Raw genomic sequence first — 25,187 nt, forward strand, 5'->3', positions numbered from 1 at the left:
ATGAGCATGCGCCCCACACTCCCTCCTGGTAATTCAACCAAACTGGCTCTGGCCGGTCTGGGTGGCTTGGCTGCCCTGAAGGCCGTTGCCCTGGTTCTGGGCCTGGGTGCTCTGGCCCATGCCTTGGCCCAATGGGCTGGTCATGAGGCGCTGGATGGCACCAAGTTGCTGGTGCAGGGGAGTGTGGGCGCCATCCTTCTGGGCGCAGCCGTGTGGGGAGCGTCCATTCTAGCCCGCCGCGCAGCGCTCGGTGCCAAGGAAGAATTGCGCGCCAACCTCGTGGCCCACCGCCTTGACCCGCGCAATGGCGGTCAGGGTGGGGCCGTCGGGGCCGAAGGCATGCTGGCCAGCCGTGGACTGGACGGTCTGGATAACTACTTTGCCACGTACCTGCCTGCACTTGTCAGCTGTGCGGTGCTGCCGCTGGCGATCGGCCTGCAAATTCTCATCTCAGACTGGGTCAGTGCCCTGATCGTAGCCCTGACCTTGCCGCTGGTGCCGGTGTTCATGATCCTGATCGGTTTCCACACCCAGGAGCGGGTGGAACAGGCTGCCAACGGCCTGGACAGGCTCTCGAACCATCTGCTGGAACTGGCCCGCGGACTTCCCGTCCTGGTGGGCCTGCGCCGCGCCGGCGCTCAACGCAAGGCACTGGAGGACGTTTGCGAGGGCTACCGCAAATCCACCATGGCCACTTTGCGCACCGCCTTTCTCTCCTCCATGGCGCTGGAACTCATCAGCACCATTTCTGTTGCCGTAGTTGCCGTGTTCATCGGTGTGCGGCTGGTGAGTGGTTCCATGGACTTGGAAGCAGGTCTGCTGGCGCTCATGCTCGCCCCGGAGTGCTTCCGGCCGCTGCGCGATCTGGGCGCAGCCCACCACGGCAGCGAGGACGGAGTGGAGGCCTTGCGCCGTTCCACGGAAATTCTCGGCGCAGCCTCGCCCTCCCAGCCGATCCAGGCACCGGCCGCCGCGGACGTGGTACTTGAGGCCAACAACTTCACCGTCAGCTATCCAGATCGCACCGAAGCCGCCGTTTCCGGATTCACCGCCAGTCTTGCCCCCGGCGAAGCGCTGGTGTTGGCAACACCTAGCGGAACTGGAAAATCCACCATCCTTGCCGCGCTGGCAGGTTTACTGCCGCTGACAGGTCCCGGTGCGGCACGCCTTGGTGGCGAACTTGCCATCCGGAACCCGGCAGCCATCGTTTTTGTCTCTCAGCACCCGGCTTTTACTGAGGCCACGGTGGCTCAGGAAGTGGCCCTGTACGCCAGCGTTCCTCACAACCAGGGCCTCAGCCACAGCGCCATCGTGGCGGCACTGACTGCTGTCAATGCCGCACATCTACTCCACCGTCCAGTGCTGGAATGCAGCCCTGGGGAACTGCGTCGGGTAGCCGTAGCCCGCGCCCTAGCAAGGATTGCTGCGGATCCGGCCGTGGAACTGGCGCTCTTTGACGAGCCCACAGCCCATCTTGACCCCGTCTCCGCCCACGCCGTGAGGAGGGAACTTGCCCGGCTGCGGGGGAGCGTGGCAGTGGTTGTTGCAACTCACGATCAGCTCCTAGGCACACTCTTGTGCGCCAGCGGTCCGGACTCCGGGCTCAACATAGTGGAGTCTGTGGATGTTGTGGAAGTTTCCGATGGCTTGGCTGCCGTGGATACAGGCGAAGTAGCTGTTCCTGTGGCGCGTTTTCAGTGGCGGCACATGCGTCACCTGCCCCTGCGCTCACCACGATTTGCCGCCGGAGTTTTAGTTTCGGCACTGGCCACGCTCAGCGCAGCAGCCCTGTCAGGGATTTCCGGATGGCTCATTGTGTGGGCCTCCGCGCAGCCGCCAATTCTGTACCTGATGACGTTCATTGTGGGTGTCCGTGCCTTCGGCATTGGCCGCTCGCTGCTGCGCTATTGTGAACGGCTACTGACTCATGATGCAGTATTCCGCTGGGCCACAGAACTGCGCCTGAAACTGTGGGACTCACTGGGTTCCTCTGTGGTGCACTGGGGCAGGCTCACCCGATCGGGCGGCGCCCTGGGAACGTTGGTGGCGGACGTTGATGAACTGCGCGACGCCGTGCCGCGCGCCGTGGTACCCATCCCTTCGGCATTGATCTCTTATGGTGCGGTGCTGTTGACCGTGTTCTTGCTGGTTCCGCAAGCTGCCGGCGTTGTCCTGATACTGGGTGTTTTGGTACTGGTACTGCTGCCTGTTCTGGTACTTGCCGCCCAGCGGCGCGCCTCGGCCGCGGCTGCTGTTCACCGGGTGTGGTTGGCCGAACGTGCCACCACCTTGTTTGCCGCTGCCGGCGATTTGAGCGCCAACGGCGTGGGTGCCATTGCGGCTCAGCGGTTCAGGGACGCCGATGCTGCTGTGGCCAAGCCGCTGCGCCGGCTGGCAGGGGCTGACGGTCTAGGCCAGGGCTTTGTCAGCTTGTTGACCTCCCTGGCCGCCATTGCGGCTGCCCTGAGCGCAATTGTGGCTGGTGTTGACCCCCGTGCCGCCGCCGTGGCGGCACTGCTCATGCTTGCCTTGGCTGAGCCGCTGGGCCAATACATAGAAGCAGTCAGTTCTCTTCCGGCCCTCGCCGCCTTGATGAGCCGGACACTTCCTTTACTGGATGCTCCCGTCACAGTCCAAGTCGCGAAGGAGGCCCCTGCTGAGACATTCTCGCAGCAGGTGGGTTCTGTTCCTGGCGAAGCCGTGCGGCGCCAAGACGTGCAGAAGATTGACGCGCCGAAGTTTGAAGTGCAGACGCTTGAGGTGGAGAACATCAGTGCCCGCTACCCCAACTCCGAGCACACTGTTTTTGAAGGCTTGAGCGGGACAGCTCAGCGCGGAAAGTGGTGGAGCATCAGCGGGGCCTCGGGCTCCGGGAAGTCGACCCTTCTGGCAGTGTTGTTGGGCTTCTTGAAAAATGAATCAGGGCATTATTTGATCAACAACCGCCCCGCTGAGCCAAAGACCCTGACCAAGATCGCCTGGTGCCCGCAGGACGCCTACTTGTTCAACTCCACTTTGCGCTCGAACTTGGCGTTGGCTCGCCCGGCAACATCACCCCCTGATGAGGAGCAGCTGCGCGCCGTCCTGCACACGGTGGGGCTGGGCCCGTGGCTCGCTGAGCTGCCGCTGGGACTGGACACTCGGGTGGGGCCCGGTGGGCACCACCTCTCCGGCGGACAGCGGACCCGCGTGTCGGTGGCCCGCACGCTCGTGGCGGGGGCCGACGTGGTACTTCTCGATGAGCCCACAGCACACCTGGGCCAAGACGAGGGCGCCGAGCTGATAGATGATTTGCGTACGGCTCTGAGCGGTGCCGCCGTGGTGCTGGTGACGCACGACGACGACCTTGCCCAACGTGCCGATACTCACCTTCGGTTGGGGGAGCCTGTGTTGGAAGGCGCGGGTGCTCACCTTTAGGCTGAGAGGATGATTGAGGAACCCTCCGGCACGAATATTCCCCTCCCGCATGCTGATGGGCTGGTGTTCCGTCCACCGCTTATAGGCGATGTGGATGCTTGGCTGGGTCTTGTTAAGCGCATTGCGGCGTTTGAAAATGCGCCGTGGCATGCCCAACGTTCCGAGCTGGAGGCTGCACTGGCCGATCCGGGCAATCCCGTGGCGGAAAATGCTCTGGTTGGTGTGGACGCTAACGGCGTGCTGCGCGCTTACGCCGGTGTGAGCAAGAACCCTGCCGGGGACAAAGCCAATGTCCAAGGCGGCGTGGATCCGCTGTGGCGCCGGCGCGGCGTGGGGGCGGCCTTGCTTGCCTGGCAGGAAGCACAGGCTGCCGCACGCTTTGCGCTTGACGGCGCTCTGGTCCTCGACAACGTTCAAGCCCCCGATCCGCGGGTACCCAAGGTGCGCAACCACGTAGAAGAGGACAATGTGGGGCAACGGGCCTTGCTTGCCGGTGCCGGTTACTCTGTGGTGAGGTACTACTCGCAGATGCAACGGCCGTTGCTTGACCTGCCTGCCGTGCAGGCTCCTGAGGGGATCACCATCACGCTGTTGACCGATGAGCTCAGCGAGGCTGTGCGGCTGGCGCATAATGAGGCCTTCGCTGATCATTGGGGTTCTGAGCCGCGCACTCGGGAACGGTGGGCCGTTGAAATGCGGCACGAACACCTGCGCCAAGACTTGTGTACGGTTGCCGTGGACAGCACCACCGGTGAAGTAGCCGGATACCAGCTGGTAACGGTTGACCCGGGGGATTTACGTCCCGGGCATGGCGGTGAGGGGTACACCGAACTGCTCGGTGTGCGCCGGGAGTGGCGCGGGCGCGGGATCGCCCCGGCACTGCTGGCCGACGCCATGACACGTTTTGTGCAAGCAGGTTTGGACCGTGCCGCACTGGATGTGGACACGGAGAACCCCTCTGGAGCTCTCAGGTTGTATGAGAGCATGGGCTACCAGCCGGTGCGCCGCAGCATGGTCTGGGACAAACTACTCGGGACCTGACTAGTTGGGATCTGGCTACCAAGGGCCTGGTTACGCTGGCCTGTGCGCGTTCCGCGCAATTCACTGCTACCAGCGTCTTTTGCACTATCGCAAGCAGTGGTGTCTTTGAAGGGCAGACCAAGCCACTTCGCAAGAAGGAAACCACCATGCGCGCAGTCATCATGGCCGCCCCCGGCGATCTCCGCGTCGCCGAACGTGAGAACCCCACCATTGTTGAGGCTACCGACGCCTTCATCAAGGTGACCGCGAGCTGCGTCTGTGGATCGGACCTATGGCCCTACCGCGGCGCCCACGAGGTACACGACGCTCCCATGGGCCATGAATATGTGGGTGTGGTGGCGGAAATCGGCGCGGACGTCAAAAACACCAAACCGGGCGATTTCGTTGTGGGTTCCTTCATGGCCTCGGACAATACGTGCGAGACTTGCCAGGCCTGCTACCAATCTCGGTGTGTTCATGGAGTGGGTATGGGTGGGATTGGCACGCAGGCCGAATACGCTCGCATCCCCTGGACGGACAGCACCTTGGTAGCTACGCCGGGCGTGCCCGACGCCTATTTGGTCCCGTTGCTGTTGGTGGTTGGGGACGGCGCCGTCGGCCTGCTCGGTATTCTCGCGGCCAGTCAACTCGGTGCCACGAGAATCATTGCCATGTCACGGCACGCCGACCGGCAGGAGATGGCCCGCGAGTTTGGGGCCACAGACATTGTCACCGAACGGGGGGATGCAGGCGTGGCCCGCATCAAGGAACTCACCGGCGGGTACGGGGCACATTCGGTCATCGAAGCCGTCGGCACCCAGGAGTCCATGATGCAGGCCATTCGCGCCACCCGCCCCGGCGGGCATGTCGGCTATGTCGGTGTCTCCCACGACGTGGAACTCTCCGGCCAGGAACTATTCCTCTCCGGCATTCACCTGCATGGCGGGCCCGCACCCGTGCGCCGTTTCCTGCCCGAACTGATCGAGCTGATCTGGGCACGGAAGATCAACCCCGGGCGGGTATTTGACCTCACGCTTCCACTGGCGGACGCGGCGGAAGCTTACCGCGCCATGGATGAGCGGCGGGCCATCAAGGTCCTGCTCACGCCGTAGCTGCTGTTCGCGTGCAAGCCAGAAAGGGAGGACAAGAAGAATTGGCGGCGGAGGCTTGCCACCACCAATTTTTTCTGGCCCCTGCTTGACCCCTCCCCGGTCTACCACGTCTTGAACACCGGCCCGGTGGCTGGCGGGGCCGAGGTGAGGACTACGGCGGATACAGGCTCGCCGCACCCCCAGGCAAGCACTACTTGATCCAGCTCTGGCCCGAGACCAGCCTTCGCCCACGGGAAACGGCGCATGATGATGGGTTCGGTATGGACGCATAATCCCGGAACACATAAGCAACGTCCCAGATCCTTGACACACCTTGTCTTGGTTGAATCACCCACTGACACCAATCCCTTCAAGGAACCGGAAGCCTGCATCACTACTGCATCATCACCACGGCGTCCCGTACCGGGTTCCTCCCTAGCGGCAACGGAGGTGCACAAGGAATGGAGTACCTCACATTGCGCGGCCCTGCGGGCCACTCACAGAGAGCGGCCCTGTTGACCCATCTTCGCCGCAATGAGTGAACCGGGGAAGACCAGTTCCGGGTTCTGCGCATCCCACCGGGGGAAAGATTGCAAAATCCAGTACAGCAGGAACAGGGCCAGAGCTACGAGTTCGCAGACCAGAACCGGGGGCACCGCTAAAGCTTCAAGCCAGCCGCCGGAGATGACGGCAATGGCAACCACGGCGTCGAGCAGGAAACCTGCGGCAATGAGCCAGTACAGCCGCTGATACTCCTTAGTGGGCCGGATGCCGTGGTGGTGTTCGAAGGCTTTGGCCACGGCAACGGTACCGATCGCAAGGAAGAACACGATCGCGGCCGTGACGTGTGTGTACTGCAGGAACGCTTCCCGGGCCAACACCCACATCAGTGCCACCAAGAGCAGCAGACCGCTCGCCGCCAGCAGCGAGCTCCGGACGGCCTGAAATTCGTGGTTGCGACCCTTGAAAATGAAGAACGCGGCAACCACCATGACCACACTGACTACAAGGTAGGTGGAGATTCCATTCGCAACGTCGGGACGGTAAGCAGAGGGCACACAGCTGTTCCCCGGCACGCAATCGATGGCGATCCCTGGAACTGATCCTGGGATCAGGGGTGTTGGGACGAGAGCGATCAGGGGTGCCAGCAACCCGGCCGCGACCAGCAGGGCCCGCTCGAGTCCCGTACCGGAAATGGCCAGCAATCCCAGTGACGCAGCAATCAAGGCACCCACAAAAACGGTGCGGGCCGGTGTGTAGAAGTAGGCACTGACCGAGGACAACACCCCCACCTGGACCATGGCGACGGCGACGGCAACAAAAATGAGCACCACAGTTCCGCCAACGCCCAGCCGCAGGTAGCGGTATGTTCGTTGCAACGATGCCTGATCTGTCAGGTTCGGCGGCGGCGGAGTGAAGTCCCTCCTGTGAAGATGCATCTGGGGCTCCCTGCGTCCGGCGGTTCAGGCGTCGATGTCATGCAAGTGGTGGACCAGATCGTGCAGGAAGTAGCCGCTGATTGTGACTACGGTGAACTCTGACCCGTTGCTGCGGCGCCCTCTGCGGTCCCACTGCTCTGGTGTGACAGCACCAAAGGCGGCTGCCGCATCGAGACCGTTCTGGGTAAGATCTGCTGCTACCTCGGCCGGATCCAGTGCCTCATAGTTGCCGTCAAGAGCGGCCTGGTCTTGGTCCCAGTTTGCAAAGGTGGGGTTGTCCTCACGGAGCATGAGTTCCAGCCTCGAGGTGAACACCTCAAAGACGTCCCGAACATGGGCGCCGTATTCCAGCACCGACCATTTGCCAGGGTCACTGCGTTCCTCGGCACCGGCACGCTGGAGTGCTGCCTCCCACCGAGGCAGCAGCGCGGGCACCATGGTTGCAGCCGTTGCAGGAGTGGCCTTTGACGCACTGAAATTACACTCAGGACAGGGGCGATCCAAGACCCAGGTCCAATCTTTGTCATCAGGAATGATTGCCATGGCCCCAGTCTAGGCTGGGGCCATGGCGGGGTGCGCAAATGCGTCGGCATCAGTCCAACGGCAGTTCAAACGCTTCCTGGGTGGAGTCTGGGATGGGTTTGGGATCACGCAGTGGTGGTGGCGGTGCCGTTGCCGGGCTACTCACTGTGGGAGGGGCCGCGGGCAGGGTTGGCGGCAGGCCGGCGTCGTGCGTGGAAATACTGGGACCGAGCAGGTCAATGCCAGCGGTCAACGGGACACCTGAACCGTCCCGGTGCCCGTGTTCTACGGGAAGTGCCCGCGCCACGCCAGAACTTGAGGAGGCCTTCGCCGGGCCATGACCTGCCCATGCCACCAACAGGTGGTCCTCGCCCTTCAAGAACCGGTGTGCACGCACACCGGCCGTGGCACGTCCCTTGCTCGGATACTCGGAGAGTGCGGTGACCTTGGCCGAGCCCGAGGGTGTTCCCGGCAAAGCGTCCTGCCCACCCGAGACCGTCACCACCACGGCGTCCGGATCGGCAGGGGAAAGGACCCCGAAGGAAAGTACGGCGTCATTGGCCCCCAGCTTGATCCCGGCCATGCCACCGGCGGTCCGCCCCTGCGGACGGACATTGGCTGCACTGTAGCGCAGCAGCTGGGCACCGCGGGTGATGAAGACCAGGTCCTCGTGTTCCGTGGAAATCCCGGCACCCACCACGTAGTCCTTGGGTTTGAGCGAGATGTACTCCCACTCATCGCGGTTCAGCGGGTACTCGGGTGTGACCCGTTTAACCACGCCCGCCGCCGTGCCCACCGCAAAGACGGCGTTCAACGGCACAAAGCCCACCAGTGTTTCACCCTTGGTTAAGGTGATGAAGTCCTTGGCGGGCACCCCACCAGCTAAGTTGGGCAGGGCCGCGGTGGGCGGCAGCACCGGCATATCAACCACTTGCAGGCGCAGCATCCGTCCCAGCGAGGTCAGGGCGCCAATTTCTGCGCGGGCAGTGGTTTTGAATACCGAGGTGAACACATCATGCTTGCTGCGGCCCCCTGATTCCACGAGCGGATCCGCTGTGGCCGTCCGGGCAATTTGGCCCGTGGCGCTCAGCAACACCCAGGTGGGGTCGTCGGCAATTTCCAGGGCTAACGGGGCGGCCTTGCCAGCTTTGGAGCCAAGGCCGGCGGCCAGTGCCTTCGCCACGGACGGTGCCAGGGCCTCTGATTCCAACAGCACAGTTCGCCGGGGGGTGCCATGCTTGGCGGCAACCTCGCCGAGTTCATCGGAAACCAGCCGGTGCAGAACCTCTTCTGAGGCCAGAATTTCCTCAAGGGCGGCAATTTCGCGGCGTAGATCGTCCCGCTCGGATTCCAGCTCCACCATGGAAAAACGCGTCAGGCGGCGCAGTTGCAGGTCAAGAATGTAGTTGGCCTGAATCTCGGAGAGGTCATAGACGGCCATGAGCCGTTCGCGGGCATTGGCCACTTCATCCGAGGTGCGGATGATCTGGATGACCTCGTCAATGTCCACGATCGCAATGAGCATGCCCTCGACAATGTGCAGGCGGGCCTGTTTCTTGCCCAGACGGAAGGCTGTGCGGCGGCGAACCACGTCAATACGGTGGCTGACAAAGACCTGCAGTAGCGGCAGTAGACCCAGAGTTTGCGGCTGACCGTCCACCAGGCACACGTTGTTGATGCCGAAGGACTCCTCCAGCGGTGTGAACTTGTATAGCTGCTCCATGACCGCGGCGGGGTTGAAGCCGTTCTTGATTTCAATGACCAGACGCAGCCCATGCTTGCGGTCGGAGAGATCAATGAAATCTGCCACGCCCACTACTTTGTTGTTATTGCGGGCGTCCTTGAGCTTTTCCCTGACCTTTTCCGGGCCCACCAGGTACGGCAGTTCGGTGACTACCAGGCCCACCTTGCGTGGGGAAAGCTGTTCAACGGCGATCTTGGCGCGCATCTTGAAGGAACCGCGGCCCGTTGCGTACGCATCGCGAATACCCTGCAACCCCACAATGCGCCCGCCGGAGGGCAGATCGGGACCCGGCACATAGGCCATGACGTCCTCAAGAGTGGCGTCCGGGTGCTCAATCAGGTGCCTGGCTGCGGCAATGACTTCTACCAGGTTGTGCGGGGCCATGTTGGTTGCCATACCCACAGCGATACCGCTGGCCCCGTTGACCAGAAGATTCGGATAAGCGGCCGGGAGTACGGAGGGTTGCATCATCTGGTTGTCATAGTTGGGCACAAAGTCCACAACATCTTCATCCAGGTTGCCGGTCAGGGTCAGGGCCGCCGCGGCCAGCCGGGCCTCGGTGTAGCGGGGGGCGGCGGGGCCGTCGTCGAGCGAGCCAAAGTTGCCGTGGCCGTCAATGAGGGGCAGGCGCAAGGAGAAGTCCTGCGCCATGCGCACCATGGTGTCGTAAATGGCCGAGTCACCGTGCGGGTGCAGCTTGCCCATGACCTCGCCCACCACGCGGGCACTTTTCACATGCCCCTTTTCCGGGCGCAGACCCATCTCGGTCATCATGTACAGAATGCGCCTTTGCACAGGCTTCAGACCGTCCCGCGCATCGGGGAGCGCACGGGAGTAAATCACCGAATAGGCGTACTCCAGGAAGGAACTTTCCATCTCATTGGAAACATCAATGTCAACAATGTTCTCAACGAAGTCATCTGCTGCAGGGGGTTGGCGCTTGGCCATGGTGGCGGTGATTCCTTTTCTAACTGGGTGTTGCGGGTGGCATGCACGCCAAAACAGGCATCATGTCGGTACAGTGATTCTATGGTGAAGCCAGAGCTAGCGCCCGAATATCCGGCCCATTGGGAAGCCGATGTTGTTCTTCGCGATGGGGGCACAGGACATTTGCGTCCCATGCGGGCAGATGATGCGCAGGCCGTCCAGACTTTCCACATGGCGCAATCGCAAAACTCCATTTACCTGCGTTTTTTCACTTACAAGTCCAAACTTACGGCCAAGGAGCTGCGCCGTTTCACGGAGCTGGACTATCACGACCGTGTGGCCTTTGTGATCACCCGCGGCGGGGAAATCATCGGCATCGGTCGCTATGACCGCTTGAATGAGCCCACCGAGGCAGAAGTGGCCTTCAACGTCTCGGACGCGCATCAAGGCCGTGGCCTAGGCTCTATCCTATTGGAACACTTGGCCGCTGCGGCCCGCGAAAACGGGATCGATAAGTTTTCCGCCGAGGTCCTGCCCGAGAACCGAAAAATGATGCAGGTATTTTCCGAGGCCGGTTATGAGGTGCAGCGGCACTTTGATGATGGCGTGATCTCCTTGTCATTCGATATTGACCCCACAGAAAAATCCCGGGCCGTCATGGCATCTCGCGAACACCGAGCCGAGGCGCTCAGCGTCGCCGGGTTGGTAGCACCCACCTCGGTGGCTGTGATTGGGGCCAGCCGGGAGTGGGGCAGTGTTGGTCAGCAATTACTGGAGCATGTGATCGAAGGTAAGTTCACGGGCGCCGTCTATGCGGTCAACCAGGATGCGCTGGAGGTTTCGGGCATGATGCCCTACGGCAGTATTGCCCAGGTTCCCGGGCCTGTGGACTTGGCCGTCATTGCCGTCCCCTACGATCAGGTGCCCGGCGTCATTGAACAGTGCGGTCGTGCAGGGGTGCGGGGCTTAGTCATTGCCACGGCAGGTTTCGGGGACGACGGCGAACGCGGCCTTGCGCGGCAGCGGGACCTGGTGCGCCAGGCCCGAGCCAACGGCATGAGGCTGGTGGGGCCGGCGTCGTTGGGCCTGGCCAACACCGACCCCGCCGTTTTGCTCAATGCCTCCATGGCGCCAGAACTGCCCACGCAGGGCGGCCTCGGAGTATTCACCCAATCAGCGGCGCTGGGCGTCTCCCTCTTCGCCTCCCTGAGCAGGCGCAGCCTGGGCATGTCCACCGTGTTGTCCGCCGGAAACAGGGCGGATGTTTCGGGCAATGACATGATGCAGTTCTGGGAAGATGACCCCAACACCACTGTGTGCGCCCTGTACCTTGAATCCATTGGAAATCCGCGCAAATTTTCTCGTATTTCGCGCCGTCTGGCCCGCAGTAAACCTGTCATTGTAGCGAAGTCGGATTCCATTGGCTTGCGTCTTCCTCCGGGGCACGCCGTGCGTACCACCCAGGCCCCGGCTGGTGCCCTGGACGCCATGCTCAGGCAGTCCGGCGTGGTTCGGGTGAACACCATTGAAGAACTTTCCGATGTGGCGCAGATCATGGTGGGGCAGCCGCTGCCCAAGGGGCCGGGACTGGCGATTCTTTCCAATTCCGGGGCTCTCGGCACAGTGGTGGCTGATGCAGCCGAGGAGAACGGGCTCACGGTGGTGGAGATGCAGGCGGCTCTGGAGCTGGACATTGGCCAGTCGCGGGCTTTGCCTCTGCTCAAGAGGACCGTTCTGGCAGCTCTGGGGAAGAAGGGTGCCGATTCGGCCATAGTGACGCTCTTGCCCGTGGTGGGGCTTCCCGTGGACACCATCGCCAAGACGCTGCAGGCCTGTTCGGAGGAATCCGGTAAACCCGTCCTTGCCGTGTTTACTGGGATTGTGGATGTGAGTATTCACGTGAACCGGCAAATGGCCGGGGCGCTGCCAGCGTTTTCCAATCCCGGAGCAGCCATAGCGGCACTGGCTGCGGTCACGCGTTATGCGCACTGGCTAACACTGGAATCATCCGTTTTTGAGCCACCCGCCGGCGTCAACCCACAGGCTGCTGAAGCCCTGCTGGATACGTGGCTAAAGGACGTTGCCGGCGCGCAACTGCGCACCCTCAGCACCGATCAGGCCCGGGAACTCCTGGGCCATTACGGCATTGAGGTCTTGGAGTCCGTGCCGTTCGGTAGCGAAGACCAGGCTGTGGCCGGCGCCGAACGTCTGGGCTGGCCTGTCGCGATCAAGACCTTAGATCCGAGTCTGCGCCACCGCCTGGATTTGGGAGGTGTACGGATCAATATTGAAAACGCGGATTCGCTGCGCCGCAATATTGTGCAAATGCGCAAATTTCTTGAACCATACGGTGAGAAAAACTTGGAAGTGCAGAGCATGGCAGAAGTGGGGCAGTCATGCACACTGCGCGCCATTGAAGATCCACTGTTGGGACCGGTGGTTTCCTTCGGCTTGTCCGGGGACGCCGTCAACCTCCTCGATGACTGGGCGCACAGGGTGCCGCCCCTTTCCGCCTGTGACTCGGCGGACCTGATCCGATCGCCCAGGGCAGCCGTGAAACTTTTTGGCTATGAGGGGCTGCCAGCAGGAAATATTTCTGCCTTGGAAGATTTGGTGGCGCGTGTTGCCATGCTCAAGGATGAACATCCAGAAGTGGCGCTCATAGAATTCAAACCCATCCTTGTTGGACCCACCACGGTGACCGTGTTGGCCGTGGACGTGCGGATCGGAAACTCCGCCCAACGCACTGACAGTGCCAGACGCGCCATGAGGTCCTAGGTGGGTAATTCCACGGTGTTGAGCAGTTTCACGGCGTCAGTTCGCAACGCTCCGTGCAAAGTGCGAAAATAAGGACCATGAACAGCTTTGGAGCAGGTGTACCGGCCAACATCAAGGGCCGCGATTTGGAATCAGCGTTACAGCGCTCTGGTTTTTATCCCCGGCTGGTTGCCGACGTGGTCAATGATGCTTTGGATAATCAGGAGCCGCTGTCCCACCTGGTACATCTGGAAACCCACTTTGACCGTACTGAAGTGCACCGGCACATTACCGTTTTGGTACTGACCCCAGAAATGTTGGTGATCACGCACGTTGATGATCACCAGCTAGATGACTCTGGAGAGCAGATGGTGGCACAGGTCTCCACGGAGTCGGTTCCCGTCAGCCAGATCAAATCGGTGGTACTGAGCTACATTTACGCTCAACCTCAGGATTACAGAAGCTCCGATCAGGCCCGTGAGCTGACCTTGTCAATTGCCTGGTCCGGGGGCCAGCGGGTGGAAATGGGACCGGCGTCGTGCGGGGACGCCGAATGCGATGCCGACCATGGCTACTCGGGAAGCATCGCCCAGGAAGACATCGCCTTGCGCATCAGCGCCGAGGCTGAGGGCCTGCAGGCCGTGGCGGATGCCAAAGCCTTCGCCCGTGCCCTGCGTGCCGTGAACACCAGGACCGGTACGCCAGCTCATCTCGATGCGGGACCCGGCCGGTTCCCTGCCTTCGGCGCACGATTGGCTCGCTCCCATTACCGCCGATAACGCCGTGGGTGTTCCCGAGACCACGCTCGCCAGCGAATCCCTCCTTGCCAGCCAGCCAACATTGCCGGCCGCACCCGAGTACGGCAAAGCCAGCGTTGGTGATGTCCTGACCAGTGCCGCTGCCGTGCTTGGCGCGGAGTCCTACAACAACGTGTTGAGACTGCCCACTGCCCGGCGGATCTGCGTGGTCTTGGTCGATGGGTTGGGGAAGTCACTGCTAAAGAAGCGCGCCTCCCATGCGCCGTTCCTCCGCGGGGTCATGGCCGCCGATTCCGGTGGCGAACACCCCCGTACCCTTCACGCTGCATTTCCCAGCACCACAGCCACCTCGTTGACGGCACTGGGTACGGGGGCAGTACCGGGTCAACACGGCATGGTGGGGTATGACGTCCTTGATCCACGCCAGGACAAGGTGGTGAATCTGCTGGGCAACTGGGACGGTGGCGTAGACCCGCTGCTGTGGCAACCAATTCCAACAGTCTTTCAAACACTGCCACAAGACGTACCAGCCACCACCGTCAGCCTGCCTAAGTTTGCCGACTCAGCCATGACACGCGCGGCCCTGCGAGGAAGCAACTTCAAGGGCGCCACCTCCACCCACGCGAGAGTGGAAGCGGCGGCCGCGGCATTGGCGGCCACACCCAAAGCACTCGTCTATCTCTACTGGAGCGAACTAGATAAGGCAGGGCACGCCTACGGCGCAGACTCGCCCCAGTGGGAGAGGCAATTGGAAGAGCTCGACGCCGGCATGAAACGTCTAGCGGCAACGGCGCCTTCGGACACCCTGATCCTGTTGACGGCCGATCACGGGATGATTGACATCCCCTACTCAGACCGGATTGACTATTCTGTTTTCCCGGACTTGGTGGAGAACGTCCGTCACACCGCCGGGGAACCCCGGATGGTCCACTTGTACCTTGAACCCGAAACAACCGAGGAAAGCCGGGACCGGCTCGTGGCTGCCTGGCTGGAACACTTCCGGAACAAAGCATGGGTACTGACCAGGGAACAAGCCATCACGGCAGGTTACTTTGGCAAGGTGAGCGAGAGCGTCAGCGCACGCATTGGTGACGTGCTGATCCTGGCCCGTGAATCAGTGGCATTCTATGATCTGCGCCGCGTTCGCGTCCAAGCCATGGGAGTGGTGGGCCAGCACGGCTCCATCACCAAAGCCGAAAGGGAAGTGCCGCTACTGCGGATCCCGGTCACAGAGAAAAAAGCCAAGGGCAAACGCCGCTAGTCCCCACACCCTCCCACTGTTCGCAAGCTCGCAGCGGGTCCCTCGGGCGCGTGGCCCCACCCACACCCTCTCCGCCAACCCGTCACGCGCAAGCTCGCAGCGGGTCCCTCGGGCGCGTGGCCCCACCCACACCCTCTCCGCCAACCCGTCACGCGCAAGCTCGCAGCGGGTCCCTCGGGCGCGTGGCCCCACCCACACCCTCTCCGCCAACCCGTCACGCGCAAGCTCGCAGCGGGCGCAGCAACGCAAAACCGCCCCCGGCCGCCAGGAGTTCGGCAGCCGGGAGCGGTTCGGTGGATCAGGATTCAGTCACCCTTGGTGCCAAAGACAATCTCGTCCCAGCTGGGCACGCTGGACCGTTTGGGTTTGGCCGCAGCCTTGCGTTCCAGGCGTGCGGCAACTTCGCTATCGCTGGGCCCACTCTCAGCGGCTTCGAGAGGCCCAGCGGAGGGAGCCCTGTACTCAGACGACTCGGGGGCTGCCGGCTCCTGGAGCGGCTTCAGACGGGCCAACGGCTCGCCGGAAAGGACAATCTCCCGGGTCTCAGTACTGACCTCGGCAACACTGCCAACGTGCGTGTCCTCAACCAATCGGGGTGCCAATTGCAAAAAAGGCATCTTCTTCACTTGATCGCTGGGGGAGTCCGTGCCCTGGGTGGTGCTGGCGGGCTCCTGCGTATCCGTGGTTAGAGAGTAACGGGCTTCATCGCGAGGGTGAGCGCCAGGAACGTGGGTTCCCAGCATGGCTGCGAGTTCGTCGTCGCCGTCCTCGTCAATGCCCAAACGAACACCCCTGCGGGAACGGAGCATGTCCAAGAAACCGTGCCCCGAGTAGCCGGTACTGGAGTCCTGTTCCTTGACGACGGCTTCGGAGGAGGCGTCGGGGGAGTGCTCGGGTTCGGCGCCATCGCCGCCGTCAAAGGACTCCGGCGAGTGCGGATCCGCAACGGCCTCCGCCTCAACATCGAACGGTTTGTCGGCAACGGCACTGAGCCGGCGCTCCGGCACAGGGCTGTCCAACGGCTCAAGTTCACTGAGCTGCTGTGCCCAGCGGTTGGCGTTCTTCAAGGACTTGCGTCCGGCGTGGAAGCTCCACAAGGCTGGAGGGGCTTGGCCAATGCTGCTGGCAGCCCATTCGGTGCCTGGCTCAAAGTCTGCGCTGATGGTCCAGGCACCGGCGTGGTCACGCCAAGCATCCCATCGCAGCGAGGCCTTCTCGATGCCGAAAGCGGAGAGACGGTGAAGAACCATCTCCTCGAGCGTGGTGGGTTCCTGAGCCATGGAGGAGGAGTAGTTTTCCGTGTGCTGCGTGGAAGTTGCTACAGAAACAGCTCGGGCCTGGTTGGCAATGTACTCACGTTCCGCCAAGACGGGACCTTCATAGCGGCGCACCTGTTCAAGCGTCAGCCCCGACTGGTCAGCGACGTCGCTGGCGTTGGATCCGGCACGGATCAGTGACTGGATTTCGCGCGGAGTCATGCGAGCACCGGGCTGGTTAAGCCTGGGTGCGCGTTGGCTGGTCCGGCCCACGGCTGTGCGCAGTGCCTCATCCAGGGGGAGTAGGTAATTGTCCCCATCAGGACCACTGAGCAGCAGATGTTCGCCGTCGTCGTGGACACCCACCAGCCGTAAATCAGCCATGCCGTCCTCCAAAAATTTCTTATTAGTTCAGTTCAAGACTTTGCCACCGATGCGTGGCAAATCCTACTACCGCGCTAGGCGTGGCGTGAGATGGCTACGATTTTGGTCAAGTTTTTCCCGATAGCGCATTCATAGAGGGTCAAACTTAAGCCTGCTGCGAACTCGGCAGCTCTGTTGGGCAGTAGAGCCGCTGGCTTCCTTTAGGGTGTTTGCTGTATTAATCCAGAGTTGCATCTGGCCACAGAGTGAGGGAACAGACATGAACACCGGCACCCGCCAGCACCACAGGGCCCCCCGCGCCACCGCTTCGCCGGTAGCGGTGATCGACCTGAGCGAGAGTGAGCTTGCCGAAAGTTACGAACTGCCCGGTGGCGAGCACGCTCCTGATGACCAAGCCCTGGAGATCCTGACCGAACAGGCAGACGAGTTTACCTGTAGCAGCTGTTTTTTTATCAGGCACCGCTCCCAGCTGGCCAAGCAAAGCAAGAACCTCATGTACTGCCGGGACTGCGAAGGATAGGCCGCGTTATGGCAGAAAAATACCCCGGGAGAATGCTCAACGAGCAGTTTTCCCGGGGTATTTTTCTAGTTAGCGGCCAGCTCGCAGCGCCGCCGCCAGGTGTTCAGGGTTGCGAGAGGACGCCAACCAGTAGGGGGTCCTGTCATTCGGGTCCGTGATTTCAATCTTCACCACGGGCTTGATCCAGCCGCGGATGCACAGATACGCCAAGCCGTTGAGTTTGATGCCGCGCTGATCGGTGGCGTCGTCGCCGAAGTAGACGCTGACTTCTCCCACAAATTGCCGCTCAATCTGTGCCCGGCCTACCTGCAGGGTCTCCGGTGTGACGGCGATGGTGGGTGTGGTTGTCACGAGCACCAGCGTCTGCAGGGCCAGCAACACGGCAAATGCCACGAAGCCCGCCGTGGGGCTGATGGGAATGAAGATCAGGATTCCTGCACACGAGAGACCCAGCACAATCACCCAACCCCAGAAATTTGGCCAGAGCTTTTCGGTGTAGTTTGCCGTGGCTGCGGAGGTGGAGCTTTGTGGCGATTGAGATGACATGGGTCAAGCTTTTCATCTTTCGCCCCGTAATTCACCTTGAGGTGCCCTTATTGCCCGCAGGCGGGAGCCACGGCTTCAAGATAGAGTGTTCTGTTGTGACCCATGAGACTTTTGATGCCAACCCCGCCACCGATCTTCAGAGCTCCGTAGTTCAAGTGCAGTTGCACATGCTCGACGCCGGGATTGAACCTCCCAGCTACGCCCACCCGGGCGATGCTGGAGCGGACCTGCGCAGCCGCATTGATCTGGTGCTGGCCCCGGGGGAGCGTGTGCTTGTCCCAACAGGAGTGAGTATCGCGTTGCCCTTTGGTTTTGTTGCCTTGATCCACCCACGTTCCGGGTTGGCTGCCAAACATGGCCTGACCATTGTCAACAGTCCTGGAACTGTTGACGCAGGGTACCGCGGAGAGATTTCCGTGACCCTGCTGAACACCGATGCGCATCATTCCATCTCCCTGTCACGGGGCGATAGAATTGCACAAATGGTGATTCAACGCGTGGAAACCGCCCAGTTCATTGCCGTGAACGAACTCGCCGATTCGGTGCGAGGCACCGGTGGCTTCGGCTCAACCGGCGGTTTTTCCCCGTCCACGAATCCACCAGCACCCAACTAACTGCTGATCCGCAGTTTCCATCCTTGACAAGGAGTCTTAATTCCCATGGCTTTTGGGTTTGGTAAGAAAAATAAGAGCAGTTCCGAGGCTCCGGTGCCTTTTGTCTCCGAAGCTGACACACAGGACGCCGAGAACGCTGGCACAGAAATAGCAGATGCAGAAGTAGCACAGCCATCGGCTGATGCTGTTGCGCTGCCTCCGGACCCGGCAGACACGGTGTACGAGAGAGATCTCCATGGCCCCCTCGATGTTGACGAAATCGAGACCACGGACGGTTACGTGGATCTGGGCGCATTGATGGTGACCCCGTTGGAGGGCCTCTCGCTTCGCCTTGAAGTTGAAGAGAACACCCAGCGCGTTATTGCGGTCACCTTGGATTTGAACGGTTCCAGCCTGCAGCTCCAGGCGTTTGCGGCCTCACGTTCGGAGCCCTTGTGGCGAGACATTCGTGAGCAGATTGGCCTCTCGGTGGGTGCACAGGGCGGCGAAATTGAGATTCTCGACGGTACCTTCGGTAAGGAAGTGTTGGCGAAGGTACCTGCCCAGAGTGATGATGGCAGCCGGGGATTCAGGGTTGCCCGCTTCATTGGTGTTGACGGCCCGCGCTGGTTCCTCCGCGGCGTCTTGGGCGGTGCTGCAGCTGTTGATAGCCAAGCTGCGCTGCCTTTGGAAGACTTGTTCCGTGGCGTGGTTGTAGTCCGCGGCGAGGTGCCCTTGCCTCCGCGCGATCTCTTGCTCCTGCGCCTTCCCAAGGACGCCATGGCCTCCGCACCCGCTACCAGCGGCCCGGACATGGGCTCTGCTCAAGGTGGTTCCCCGCTGGAGCGCGGTCCGGAAATCACCACGATCGGTTAGCCTTGGCCACTACTGAGCAAGGTGACTGGCCGGCAGCAATCCCCATTGCGGAACTGCCGGCCCGCGGCAGGGCGGTGTGCGGGGGAATCATCGACGCCGTTACGATCCCCCCGGCCACAGCCACACCCGCTTTCACGGCGATTCTCAGCGATACGGATTTTCACCGCGCGGCCCAAGGTCCAGGCAACCACCGTCTGCGGATCGTGTGGCTAGGACGACGGCGTGTCCCTGGCATTAGCGCCGGCGTTCGGCTCCGTGTTGAGGGTATGGTCTCCCTGCGCGAGGGACTGCCCACCATGTACAACCCACGCTACGAGATCATTGGAATTCAGGAGAGCTAGTTGAGTCAGCAGAGCCCCGAAGAAAATATGCCAGATCCCAAGCCGAGTGGCGGATTTGCCGAGATTGCCCAGGAAATGGCGGCGAAAAGTACACTGGTCCGTAAGGAAAACGGCCACATAGATCTCCTCGCCGCAGCCGGTGGCATCAGAGGCATTGCCGAAAGTGTCTTGCCGGGGCTGGTGTTCTTGGTGGCTTTCACCGTGACCCGGGATTTGACTATTGCCCTGGTGGGATCGGTGGCCATGGCTGCCGTGTTCCTGGTGGCCCGGCTGATCCAGCGCACTCCCTTGACGCAGGCGCTGGCCGGAATTGCCGGCGTCGCGCTATCAGCTTTTTTGGCAATGAAAACCGGCAAGGCCGAGAATTTCTATACTGTGGGTTTCTACACCAACGCCGCCTACATCGCCGCCATGGTGGTCTCCATCGCAGTCCGCTGGCCGGTTCTTGGACTATTGTTCGGCTACGCCCGCAATGAGGGTGTGCGCTGGCGGACGCAACCAGAACGGCTCCGCGCCTACCGTGTGGCCACGTGGATTATTGTGGCTGTCATGGGTGCCCGGCTTCTGGTGCAACTGCCGCTGTACTTTGCCGGGCAAGTGGATGCGCTCGGAGCCATGCGCTTGATCATGGGTGTGCCACTTTATGCCTTCGGGCTGTGGATCGCCTGGCTGGTCAGCCGCCCCGTCACCGAGAACAAGTCCATAGAACTCTAGAGACAAGTCCGGGCGCCGGGGCAGGGCAGCAGCGCAGTTAGCGGGCTACCAGCAGGGTTCGTAGTTCATTTTCGGCCGCAATGGTGGTGATGAAGAACAGCTCATCTCCGGCTTCCACCACATCATCCGGGCTGGGCGTGATGGGGGCTTCATCGCGCAAAATAGCCACGAGCGAGGAATCGTGTGGCCACATGATGGCTCCCACGGTTGAGCCAATCACGTGCGAGTCACCAGGAACCGTGAACTCCACCAGAGATGCCACACCGGTTTGCAACGTCAGTAGCCGGACCAGGTCTCCGATCTCCACGGCCTCTTCTACGAGTGCTGTCATCAGGCGCGGAGTGTTGACGGCCACGTCCACACCCCAGGAATCATCAAACATCCAGTCATTCTTGGGATTGTTGACCCGGCCCACTGTGCGGCCCACACCAAATTCAGATTTGGCAAGCAGTGAAACCACCAGGTTGACTTTGTCATCACCGGTGGCCGAAACCACCACATCAGCCTCTTCCAACTTCGCTTCACGTAGGGTGCTGATTTCGCAGGCGTCGCCCACCAGCCAGCGGGCGCCGCGCAGCCCGCTCTTGCCAATCACTTCAGGTTTGGGATCGATCAGTAGGGTCTCATGACCGTGGGACAGCAGTTCCTTGGCAATGGAACAGCCCACGCTGCCGGCACCGACAATGACAACAAGCATATTAAAACTCCTTCACGGGTGCTGCTGCCAGGATGCGCGCAACTTCTGTTACGCGGGCGCTGGCCACCATGGCATGGACGGTGTCGCCCTGTTGGTAGCTGGTATCAGGGCCGGGCAAAATGCCCTCCCCGAAGCGGGTCAAGTAGGCTACCCGAACGTTCGCGGCTTTCTCCATATCCACAAGATGACAGCCAATCCACTGCGCGTTTGGCGAGAGCTCACACAGCAGCAGGCGCCCGGACGGTTCACGGAAGTCGCCCTTGATGGCAGTCTCCGGCAGGATGCGCCGCAGCACCTGATCTGCGCTCCACCGCACGGCAGCCACCGTGGGGATGCCTAGGCGCTGGTATATCTCGGCCCGGCCGGGATCGTAGATCCTTGCCACCACGTGTTCCACATGGAAAGTTTCCCTGGCCACGCGAGTAGCGAGAATATTTGAGTTATCGCCACTGGAAACAGCGGCAAAAGCGTAGGCTTCCTCAATGCCGGCCTGCTTGAGGGTGTCTTGGTCAAAACCGACACCTGTGATCTTTCGGCCACCAAAACCGGTGCGTAGACGCCGGAACGCCCGTTCATCCTGGTCAATAATTGCCACCGAATGGCCCGAGTCCTCCAATGTATGGGCCAAGGTTGCACCCACTCGTCCGCAACCCATGATCACGAAATGTGCCATTGACGCTCCCTGATGTGGCGGGCCCGGAATTTTTTTCCAGGTTCCGCTTGTATGCATGGCTTTTCTAAGCCGTGCGGATAACAATTTCATGCTCTGCAGGGCCCCGCGGTCAAGTCCGGCTCGAAGCCGATGGCGCATCCTGGCATGTCACTAGTGTGTCATGGTGGCGACCCGGCACCCGGATAGGGGCGCTGGTGCCGTCACTGGTGCTAGCGTTACCCGCGTGCTGAATTTTTTCAACGCGTTCAAGCGGGTTCTTGTGGGCCGCCCGTTCCGCAGCGATACGCTGCATCACACGCTGTTGCCCAAACGTATTGCCCTGCCGGTTTTTGCCTCTGACGCATTGTCCTCTGTGGCGTATGCCCCGGATGAAATATTGCTGACCCTGGCACTAGCGGGGGTGGCGGCCGTGGCGCTTTCTCCCTGGGTGGGCTTGGCCGTCATGGTGGTGCTGCTAACGGTGGTTGCCTCCTACCGCCAGAACGTTCACGCATACCCCTCAGGCGGTGGTGACTATGAGATCGCCACCGTCAACTTGGGAAAGAATGCCGGCCTCACAGTGGCCTCCGCGCTCATGGTGGATTATGTGCTGACCGTGGCCGTGTCCATGTCATCGGCCGCTAACTACCTAGCCACCGCCATTCCTGGCTGGCATGGAACGCAAACGGTGATCGCCGTGGTGGGTGTCATCATCTTGGCACTGGTGAATCTGCGCGGCATTCGCGAAGCGGGCTCGGTCTTTGCCGTGCCCACCTACATTTTTATGTTCTGCATCTTCGCCATGACCGCGGCGGGTCTTTTTCAGGCGGCTACGGGCACGCTGGGCCGGGCGCCGTCGGCCGATTTTGAGATTGTTCCCGAAGCCGCCTTCAACCAGGGTCTGGTGGGACTGGCCGGTGCCTTCTTGCTCCTGCGAGCCTTCTCCTCCGGCGCCGCAGCTCTTACAGGTGTTGAAGCCATCAGCAATGGGGTGCCCAATTTCCGCAAGCCCAAGAGTAAAAATGCTGCCACCACCCTGCTGCTGCTCGGGGCCATCGCTGCGGGCATGATGGCTAGCATCTTGTTCCTGGCCAACGCCACGGGCGTTCATATTGTGGCTGATCCGCACACCGAATTCTTAGTCAATGGAGTAGCTCCACCTGCTGACTATGTTCAAAACCCTTCCATTAGCCAGATTGCGGCCACCATATTCGGTGCCGGGTCCATCCCGTTTTTCATCATTGTGGCTGCCACAGGCACCATCTTGGTGTTCGCCTCCAACACGGCGTTCAACGGGTTCCCAGTGCTTGCTTCCATCCTTGCCAAGGACGGCTACCTGCCCCGCCAGCTGCGCACCCGCGGAGACAGGCTTGCGTTCAGCAACGGCGTGCTGCTGCTCGCTGTTGGCGCACTGGTTCTTATAGTTGCCTTCAACGCCGATGTGACCCGGCTGATTCAGCTCTACATTGTGGGCGTTTTCATCTCCTTCACGGCCAGCCAGTTGGGCATGGTGCGGCACTGGAGCCGAGAATTGCTCAAGGTCAAGGACAAGACCATACGGTTCAAAATGATGCGTTCACGGGTCATTAACTCTCTTGGTTTCTGTATGACGTTGACGGTGCTGATCATTGTTCTGATCACCAAGTTTGAACAGGGAGCCTGGATTGCGCTACTCGCCATGGCGGCCCTGTTTGCTGTCATGGCAAGCATCCGCAAGCATTATGACAACGTGGCCCGTGAGCTGGCGGTGGAGACAGACTCCGCCACTAAGGCGCTCCCAGCCCGGATTCACGCTGTGATTTTAGTCTCGCACGTGCGCAAGCCTGTCATGCGTGCTATTGCTTTTGCCCGTGCTTCCCGGCCCTCCACGCTGGAAGCGATCACGGTGGATCTGGACCCCGCGGAGACGGAAGCGACCATTGCGGATTGGGAGCGGCTGCGCATCCCGGTACCGTTGACTGTGTTAGCGAGCCCGTACCGGGAAACGCTAACGCCGCTGATCAACCACATCAAGGCCATGCGCAGGGATTCCCCGCGCGATTTGATTGTGGTGTACATCCCGGAATACGTGGTGGGCAAATGGTGGGAGCAGCTGGTGCATAACCAGACTGCCCTGCGGATTAAGACGCGGTTGCATTTTGAACCCGGCGTGGTGGTGGCCAGTGTGCCTTGGCAGCTGAAGTCCTCCACTGACGCGAAGAAGTACCAAGAGTAGAAGAGCGTAGAGCACATGAGTGAGCCCACCAGCAGTCCCCGACTGAGCGTTACCGTAGGGCCAGTGGCCCATGGCGGCCATTGCGTCGCCCGGCATGAGGGTCGCGTCATCTTTGTGCGCCACGGAATTCCCGGCGAAACCGTTGAGATCACGCTGACTGAGAACGAACCCGACGCCAAATTCTGGCGCGCCGACGTCACCAATGTTGTGGTGGCCTCACCCGATCGCGTAGCCCACTTTTGGCCCGAAGCTGACTCCTTGCGGGCTGGCGCGCGCTCCACAGCGCCCGTGGGGGGAGCCGAATTTGGCCATATTTCACGGTCCGGCCAGCTTGCCCTCAAAACCGCTGTGGTGCGCGAACAGCTCGAACGCTTGGGCGGGATCGCCACGGAGCAGCTCGATTCATTGTTCAGCGCCGGGGTGGAAGATGTCGATGCGGACGGCACTGCTGATCAGCGCTCCGGCCTGGGCTGGCGGACCCGCACAGGATTCGCTGTGACCCGCTCCGGCAAGCTGGGCATGCACGCGCACCGCTCGAACACCATTGTGCCCATCCATGACATGCCACTGGCCCTGCCTGCCATCAACGAGCTCCGTCTGTGGGAACTGGACTTCACCGGCATTGAGCGGATAGAAGTTGCCGCTCCCGCTAATGGCTCAGGCGTACTGGTTTTGCTGGCACCGGAGCCCACCTTGAGCGAAAAGGCTGCCGGGGCCGCTGTCAAACGGGTCGCACGCGCCTTGGCTGCCCTTGAAAACGCGCCCTCGGTGGCCCGTTGGAACCCGGAAAACAGTGCCATTGAGGTGCTCAATGGGCGCGGCTGGGTCAAGGAAACCACAGACGACCACGAATTCCGGGTCACGGGCGACGGCTTCTGGCAGATTCACCGCCGCGCCCCCAAAGTTCTCACGGATGCCGCTCTGGGCGCCTTGCTGCAAGGCGGATACTTAGATGACGGCGCCGATGTAGCTGACCTCTACGCAGGAGCAGGCCTGTTCACGGCACCCCTGGCTGATGCTGTGGGCCCGGAGGGCAGCGTGCTTTCCGTGGAAGGATCCGCCGGCACAAGCCGCGACGCACGCAAGAACCTGCACGCCAGCGAGCAGGTAGAGATTTCGCAGGGCCGGGTGGAGCGAATCCTGGGCACCTCCTCCAGGGGCTCACATACCCCAGCAGGACAGCGCCGCCGGTTTGACGCCGTGGTGCTTGACCCGCCCCGTGCAGGTGCCGGAAAAGCTGTGGTCCGGGCACTGGTTGCCACCTCGCCGCGAGCCATTGCCTACGTGGCGTGCGATCCGGCCGCGTTTGCCCGCGACGTCAAGTACTTTGCCAATGCCGGATGGGCGCTGGCATCCTTGCGGGCCTTTGACCTGTACCCGCACACGCACCACGTTGAAACTGTGGCCCTGTTGGTGCCAGTGAAGAGCCTCCCTCAACCGTCAGACGCCTAGGAACC

20 protein-coding genes are annotated in these 25,187 nt (G+C 61.5%); 13 read left to right on the plus strand and 7 right to left on the minus strand.

All coding sequences use genetic code 11. The features are described 5' to 3' along the window. The 3 genes from cydC (at position 1) to ABIB48_RS00710 (ending at position 5,549) form a co-directional block, all read left to right on the plus strand. Positions 1-3,417, plus strand: coding sequence for a thiol reductant ABC exporter subunit CydC (cydC, locus tag ABIB48_RS00700; protein WP_354211372.1), 3,417 nt, complete (start codon positions 1-3; stop codon positions 3,415-3,417). 9 nt (positions 3,418-3,426) lie between these two features. Beyond that, positions 3,427-4,458, plus strand: coding sequence for a GNAT family N-acetyltransferase (locus tag ABIB48_RS00705; protein WP_354211374.1), 1,032 nt, complete (start codon positions 3,427-3,429; stop codon positions 4,456-4,458). 146 nt (positions 4,459-4,604) lie between these two features. After that, complete coding sequence (locus ABIB48_RS00710) at positions 4,605-5,549, plus strand: zinc-binding dehydrogenase (RefSeq protein WP_354211376.1); 945 nt, start codon at positions 4,605-4,607, stop codon at positions 5,547-5,549. Between the two features lie 476 nt (positions 5,550-6,025). Here the strand turns inward: ABIB48_RS00710 and ABIB48_RS00715 are convergent, their stop codons facing one another. The 3 genes from ABIB48_RS00715 to ABIB48_RS00725 are packed head-to-tail and all read right to left on the minus strand — an operon-like array spanning position 6,026 to position 10,181. Then, complete coding sequence (locus ABIB48_RS00715) at positions 6,026-6,967, minus strand: hypothetical protein (protein WP_110106086.1); 942 nt, start codon at positions 6,965-6,967, stop codon at positions 6,026-6,028. 24 nt (positions 6,968-6,991) lie between these two features. Then, positions 6,992-7,510 (minus strand): DinB family protein, encoded by a 519-nt coding sequence (locus tag ABIB48_RS00720; protein ID WP_110106087.1) that lies wholly within the window; start codon positions 7,508-7,510, stop codon positions 6,992-6,994. A gap of 49 nt (positions 7,511-7,559) precedes the next feature. Then, on the minus strand, positions 7,560-10,181 hold the full coding sequence (locus tag ABIB48_RS00725; protein ID WP_110106088.1) for a DNA gyrase/topoisomerase IV subunit A: 2,622 nt from the start codon (positions 10,179-10,181) through the stop codon (positions 7,560-7,562). Positions 10,182-10,262: 81 nt separating this feature from the next. Here ABIB48_RS00725 and ABIB48_RS00730 point away from each other — a divergent pair, with 81 nt between their 5' ends. From ABIB48_RS00730 to ABIB48_RS00740, 3 genes are all read left to right on the plus strand, one after another. Beyond that, positions 10,263-12,938, plus strand: coding sequence for a bifunctional acetate--CoA ligase family protein/GNAT family N-acetyltransferase (locus tag ABIB48_RS00730; protein ID WP_110106089.1), 2,676 nt, complete (start codon positions 10,263-10,265; stop codon positions 12,936-12,938). 77 nt (positions 12,939-13,015) lie between these two features. Beyond that, positions 13,016-13,696: a DUF5998 family protein gene (locus ABIB48_RS00735; protein WP_110106090.1), complete on the plus strand. Its 681-nt coding sequence runs from the start codon at positions 13,016-13,018 to the stop codon at positions 13,694-13,696. Next, positions 13,632-14,936 carry an alkaline phosphatase family protein gene (locus ABIB48_RS00740; RefSeq protein ID WP_354211381.1) on the plus strand — a complete coding sequence of 435 codons (1,305 nt, stop codon included), beginning with the start codon at positions 13,632-13,634 and terminating at the stop codon, positions 14,934-14,936. Before ABIB48_RS00735 ends, ABIB48_RS00740 begins: the two co-directional genes overlap by 65 nt. Positions 14,937-15,241: 305 nt before the next feature. Here ABIB48_RS00740 and sepH read toward each other — a convergent pair whose 3' ends face one another. Further along, entirely contained in the window at positions 15,242-16,576 is a 1,335-nt protein-coding gene (gene sepH, locus ABIB48_RS00745) for a septation protein SepH (RefSeq protein WP_354211383.1), read from the minus strand. A gap of 259 nt (positions 16,577-16,835) precedes the next feature. On the opposite strand from sepH, the gene ABIB48_RS00750 reads away from it, so the two are divergent. Continuing rightward, a complete protein-coding gene (locus ABIB48_RS00750) occupies positions 16,836-17,096 on the plus strand; it encodes a DUF4193 family protein (RefSeq protein ID WP_354211385.1) in 261 nt (86 codons plus the stop codon). A gap of 69 nt (positions 17,097-17,165) precedes the next feature. Here ABIB48_RS00750 and ABIB48_RS00755 read toward each other — a convergent pair whose 3' ends face one another. Further along, positions 17,166-17,642 carry a DUF3093 domain-containing protein gene (locus tag ABIB48_RS00755; protein WP_110106094.1) on the minus strand — a complete coding sequence of 159 codons (477 nt, stop codon included), beginning with the start codon at positions 17,640-17,642 and terminating at the stop codon, positions 17,166-17,168. 95 nt (positions 17,643-17,737) lie between these two features. On the opposite strand from ABIB48_RS00755, the gene dut reads away from it, so the two are divergent. Genes dut through ABIB48_RS00775 form a run of 4 tightly spaced genes read left to right on the plus strand, consistent with a single transcriptional unit; the run spans position 17,738 to position 20,166 of the window. Further along, positions 17,738-18,256 carry a dUTP diphosphatase gene (gene dut / locus ABIB48_RS00760; protein ID WP_315915073.1) on the plus strand — a complete coding sequence of 173 codons (519 nt, stop codon included), beginning with the start codon at positions 17,738-17,740 and terminating at the stop codon, positions 18,254-18,256. A 45-nt stretch (positions 18,257-18,301) separates the two neighbouring features. Beyond that, positions 18,302-19,111, plus strand: a complete 810-nt coding sequence (locus ABIB48_RS00765) for a DUF3710 domain-containing protein (RefSeq protein WP_110106096.1) — start codon at positions 18,302-18,304, stop codon at positions 19,109-19,111. A 2-nt stretch (positions 19,112-19,113) separates the two neighbouring features. Further along, positions 19,114-19,452: a single stranded DNA-binding domain-containing protein gene (locus ABIB48_RS00770; RefSeq protein ID WP_315915076.1), complete on the plus strand. Its 339-nt coding sequence runs from the start codon at positions 19,114-19,116 to the stop codon at positions 19,450-19,452. Positions 19,453-19,479: 27 nt separating this feature from the next. After that, positions 19,480-20,166 carry a DUF3159 domain-containing protein gene (locus ABIB48_RS00775; RefSeq protein WP_354211995.1) on the plus strand — a complete coding sequence of 229 codons (687 nt, stop codon included), beginning with the start codon at positions 19,480-19,482 and terminating at the stop codon, positions 20,164-20,166. Positions 20,167-20,203: 37 nt separating this feature from the next. Here ABIB48_RS00775 and ABIB48_RS00780 read toward each other — a convergent pair whose 3' ends face one another. Then, positions 20,204-20,863 carry a potassium channel family protein gene (locus ABIB48_RS00780; RefSeq protein WP_110106097.1) on the minus strand — a complete coding sequence of 220 codons (660 nt, stop codon included), beginning with the start codon at positions 20,861-20,863 and terminating at the stop codon, positions 20,204-20,206. Position 20,864: 1 nt separating this feature from the next. Further along, positions 20,865-21,536, minus strand: a complete 672-nt coding sequence (locus ABIB48_RS00785) for a potassium channel family protein (RefSeq protein WP_315915077.1) — start codon at positions 21,534-21,536, stop codon at positions 20,865-20,867. Between the two features lie 223 nt (positions 21,537-21,759). On the opposite strand from ABIB48_RS00785, the gene ABIB48_RS00790 reads away from it, so the two are divergent. Both ABIB48_RS00790 and ABIB48_RS00795 read left to right on the plus strand, forming a co-directional pair. Continuing rightward, positions 21,760-23,730, plus strand: a complete 1,971-nt coding sequence (locus ABIB48_RS00790) for an APC family permease (protein ID WP_245932147.1) — start codon at positions 21,760-21,762, stop codon at positions 23,728-23,730. Between the two features lie 15 nt (positions 23,731-23,745). Continuing rightward, a complete protein-coding gene (locus tag ABIB48_RS00795; protein WP_315915082.1) occupies positions 23,746-25,182 on the plus strand; it encodes a class I SAM-dependent RNA methyltransferase in 1,437 nt (478 codons plus the stop codon). Positions 25,183-25,187: the final 5 nt, after the last annotated feature.

This window comes from Arthrobacter sp. UYCu511 (genome assembly GCF_040547105.1).
Taxonomy (GTDB): domain Bacteria; phylum Actinomycetota; class Actinomycetes; order Actinomycetales; family Micrococcaceae; genus Specibacter; species Specibacter psychrochitiniphilus.

What these genes read in the sequence shown, in the direction of transcription:
- cydC (WP_354211372.1), top strand. Translation starts at nt 1, where the DNA reads ATGAGCATGCGCCCCACACTCCCTCCTGGTAATTCAACCAAACTGGCT.
- ABIB48_RS00705 (WP_354211374.1), top strand. Translation starts at nt 3,427, where the DNA reads ATGATTGAGGAACCCTCCGGCACGAATATTCCCCTCCCGCATGCTGAT.
- ABIB48_RS00710 (WP_354211376.1), top strand. Translation starts at nt 4,605, where the DNA reads ATGCGCGCAGTCATCATGGCCGCCCCCGGCGATCTCCGCGTCGCCGAA.
- ABIB48_RS00715 (WP_110106086.1), bottom strand. Translation starts at nt 6,967, where the DNA reads ATGCATCTTCACAGGAGGGACTTCACTCCGCCGCCGCCGAACCTGACA.
- ABIB48_RS00720 (WP_110106087.1), bottom strand. Translation starts at nt 7,510, where the DNA reads ATGGCAATCATTCCTGATGACAAAGATTGGACCTGGGTCTTGGATCGC.
- ABIB48_RS00725 (WP_110106088.1), bottom strand. Translation starts at nt 10,181, where the DNA reads ATGGCCAAGCGCCAACCCCCTGCAGCAGATGACTTCGTTGAGAACATT.
- ABIB48_RS00730 (WP_110106089.1), top strand. Translation starts at nt 10,263, where the DNA reads ATGGTGAAGCCAGAGCTAGCGCCCGAATATCCGGCCCATTGGGAAGCC.
- ABIB48_RS00735 (WP_110106090.1), top strand. Translation starts at nt 13,016, where the DNA reads ATGAACAGCTTTGGAGCAGGTGTACCGGCCAACATCAAGGGCCGCGAT.
- ABIB48_RS00740 (WP_354211381.1), top strand. Translation starts at nt 13,632, where the DNA reads ATGCGGGACCCGGCCGGTTCCCTGCCTTCGGCGCACGATTGGCTCGCT.
- sepH (WP_354211383.1), bottom strand. Translation starts at nt 16,576, where the DNA reads ATGGCTGATTTACGGCTGGTGGGTGTCCACGACGACGGCGAACATCTG.
- ABIB48_RS00750 (WP_354211385.1), top strand. Translation starts at nt 16,836, where the DNA reads ATGAACACCGGCACCCGCCAGCACCACAGGGCCCCCCGCGCCACCGCT.
- ABIB48_RS00755 (WP_110106094.1), bottom strand. Translation starts at nt 17,642, where the DNA reads ATGTCATCTCAATCGCCACAAAGCTCCACCTCCGCAGCCACGGCAAAC.
- ABIB48_RS00765 (WP_110106096.1), top strand. Translation starts at nt 18,302, where the DNA reads ATGGCTTTTGGGTTTGGTAAGAAAAATAAGAGCAGTTCCGAGGCTCCG.
- ABIB48_RS00775 (WP_354211995.1), top strand. Translation starts at nt 19,480, where the DNA reads ATGCCAGATCCCAAGCCGAGTGGCGGATTTGCCGAGATTGCCCAGGAA.
- ABIB48_RS00780 (WP_110106097.1), bottom strand. Translation starts at nt 20,863, where the DNA reads ATGCTTGTTGTCATTGTCGGTGCCGGCAGCGTGGGCTGTTCCATTGCC.
- ABIB48_RS00785 (WP_315915077.1), bottom strand. Translation starts at nt 21,536, where the DNA reads ATGGCACATTTCGTGATCATGGGTTGCGGACGAGTGGGTGCAACCTTG.
- ABIB48_RS00795 (WP_315915082.1), top strand. Translation starts at nt 23,746, where the DNA reads ATGAGTGAGCCCACCAGCAGTCCCCGACTGAGCGTTACCGTAGGGCCA.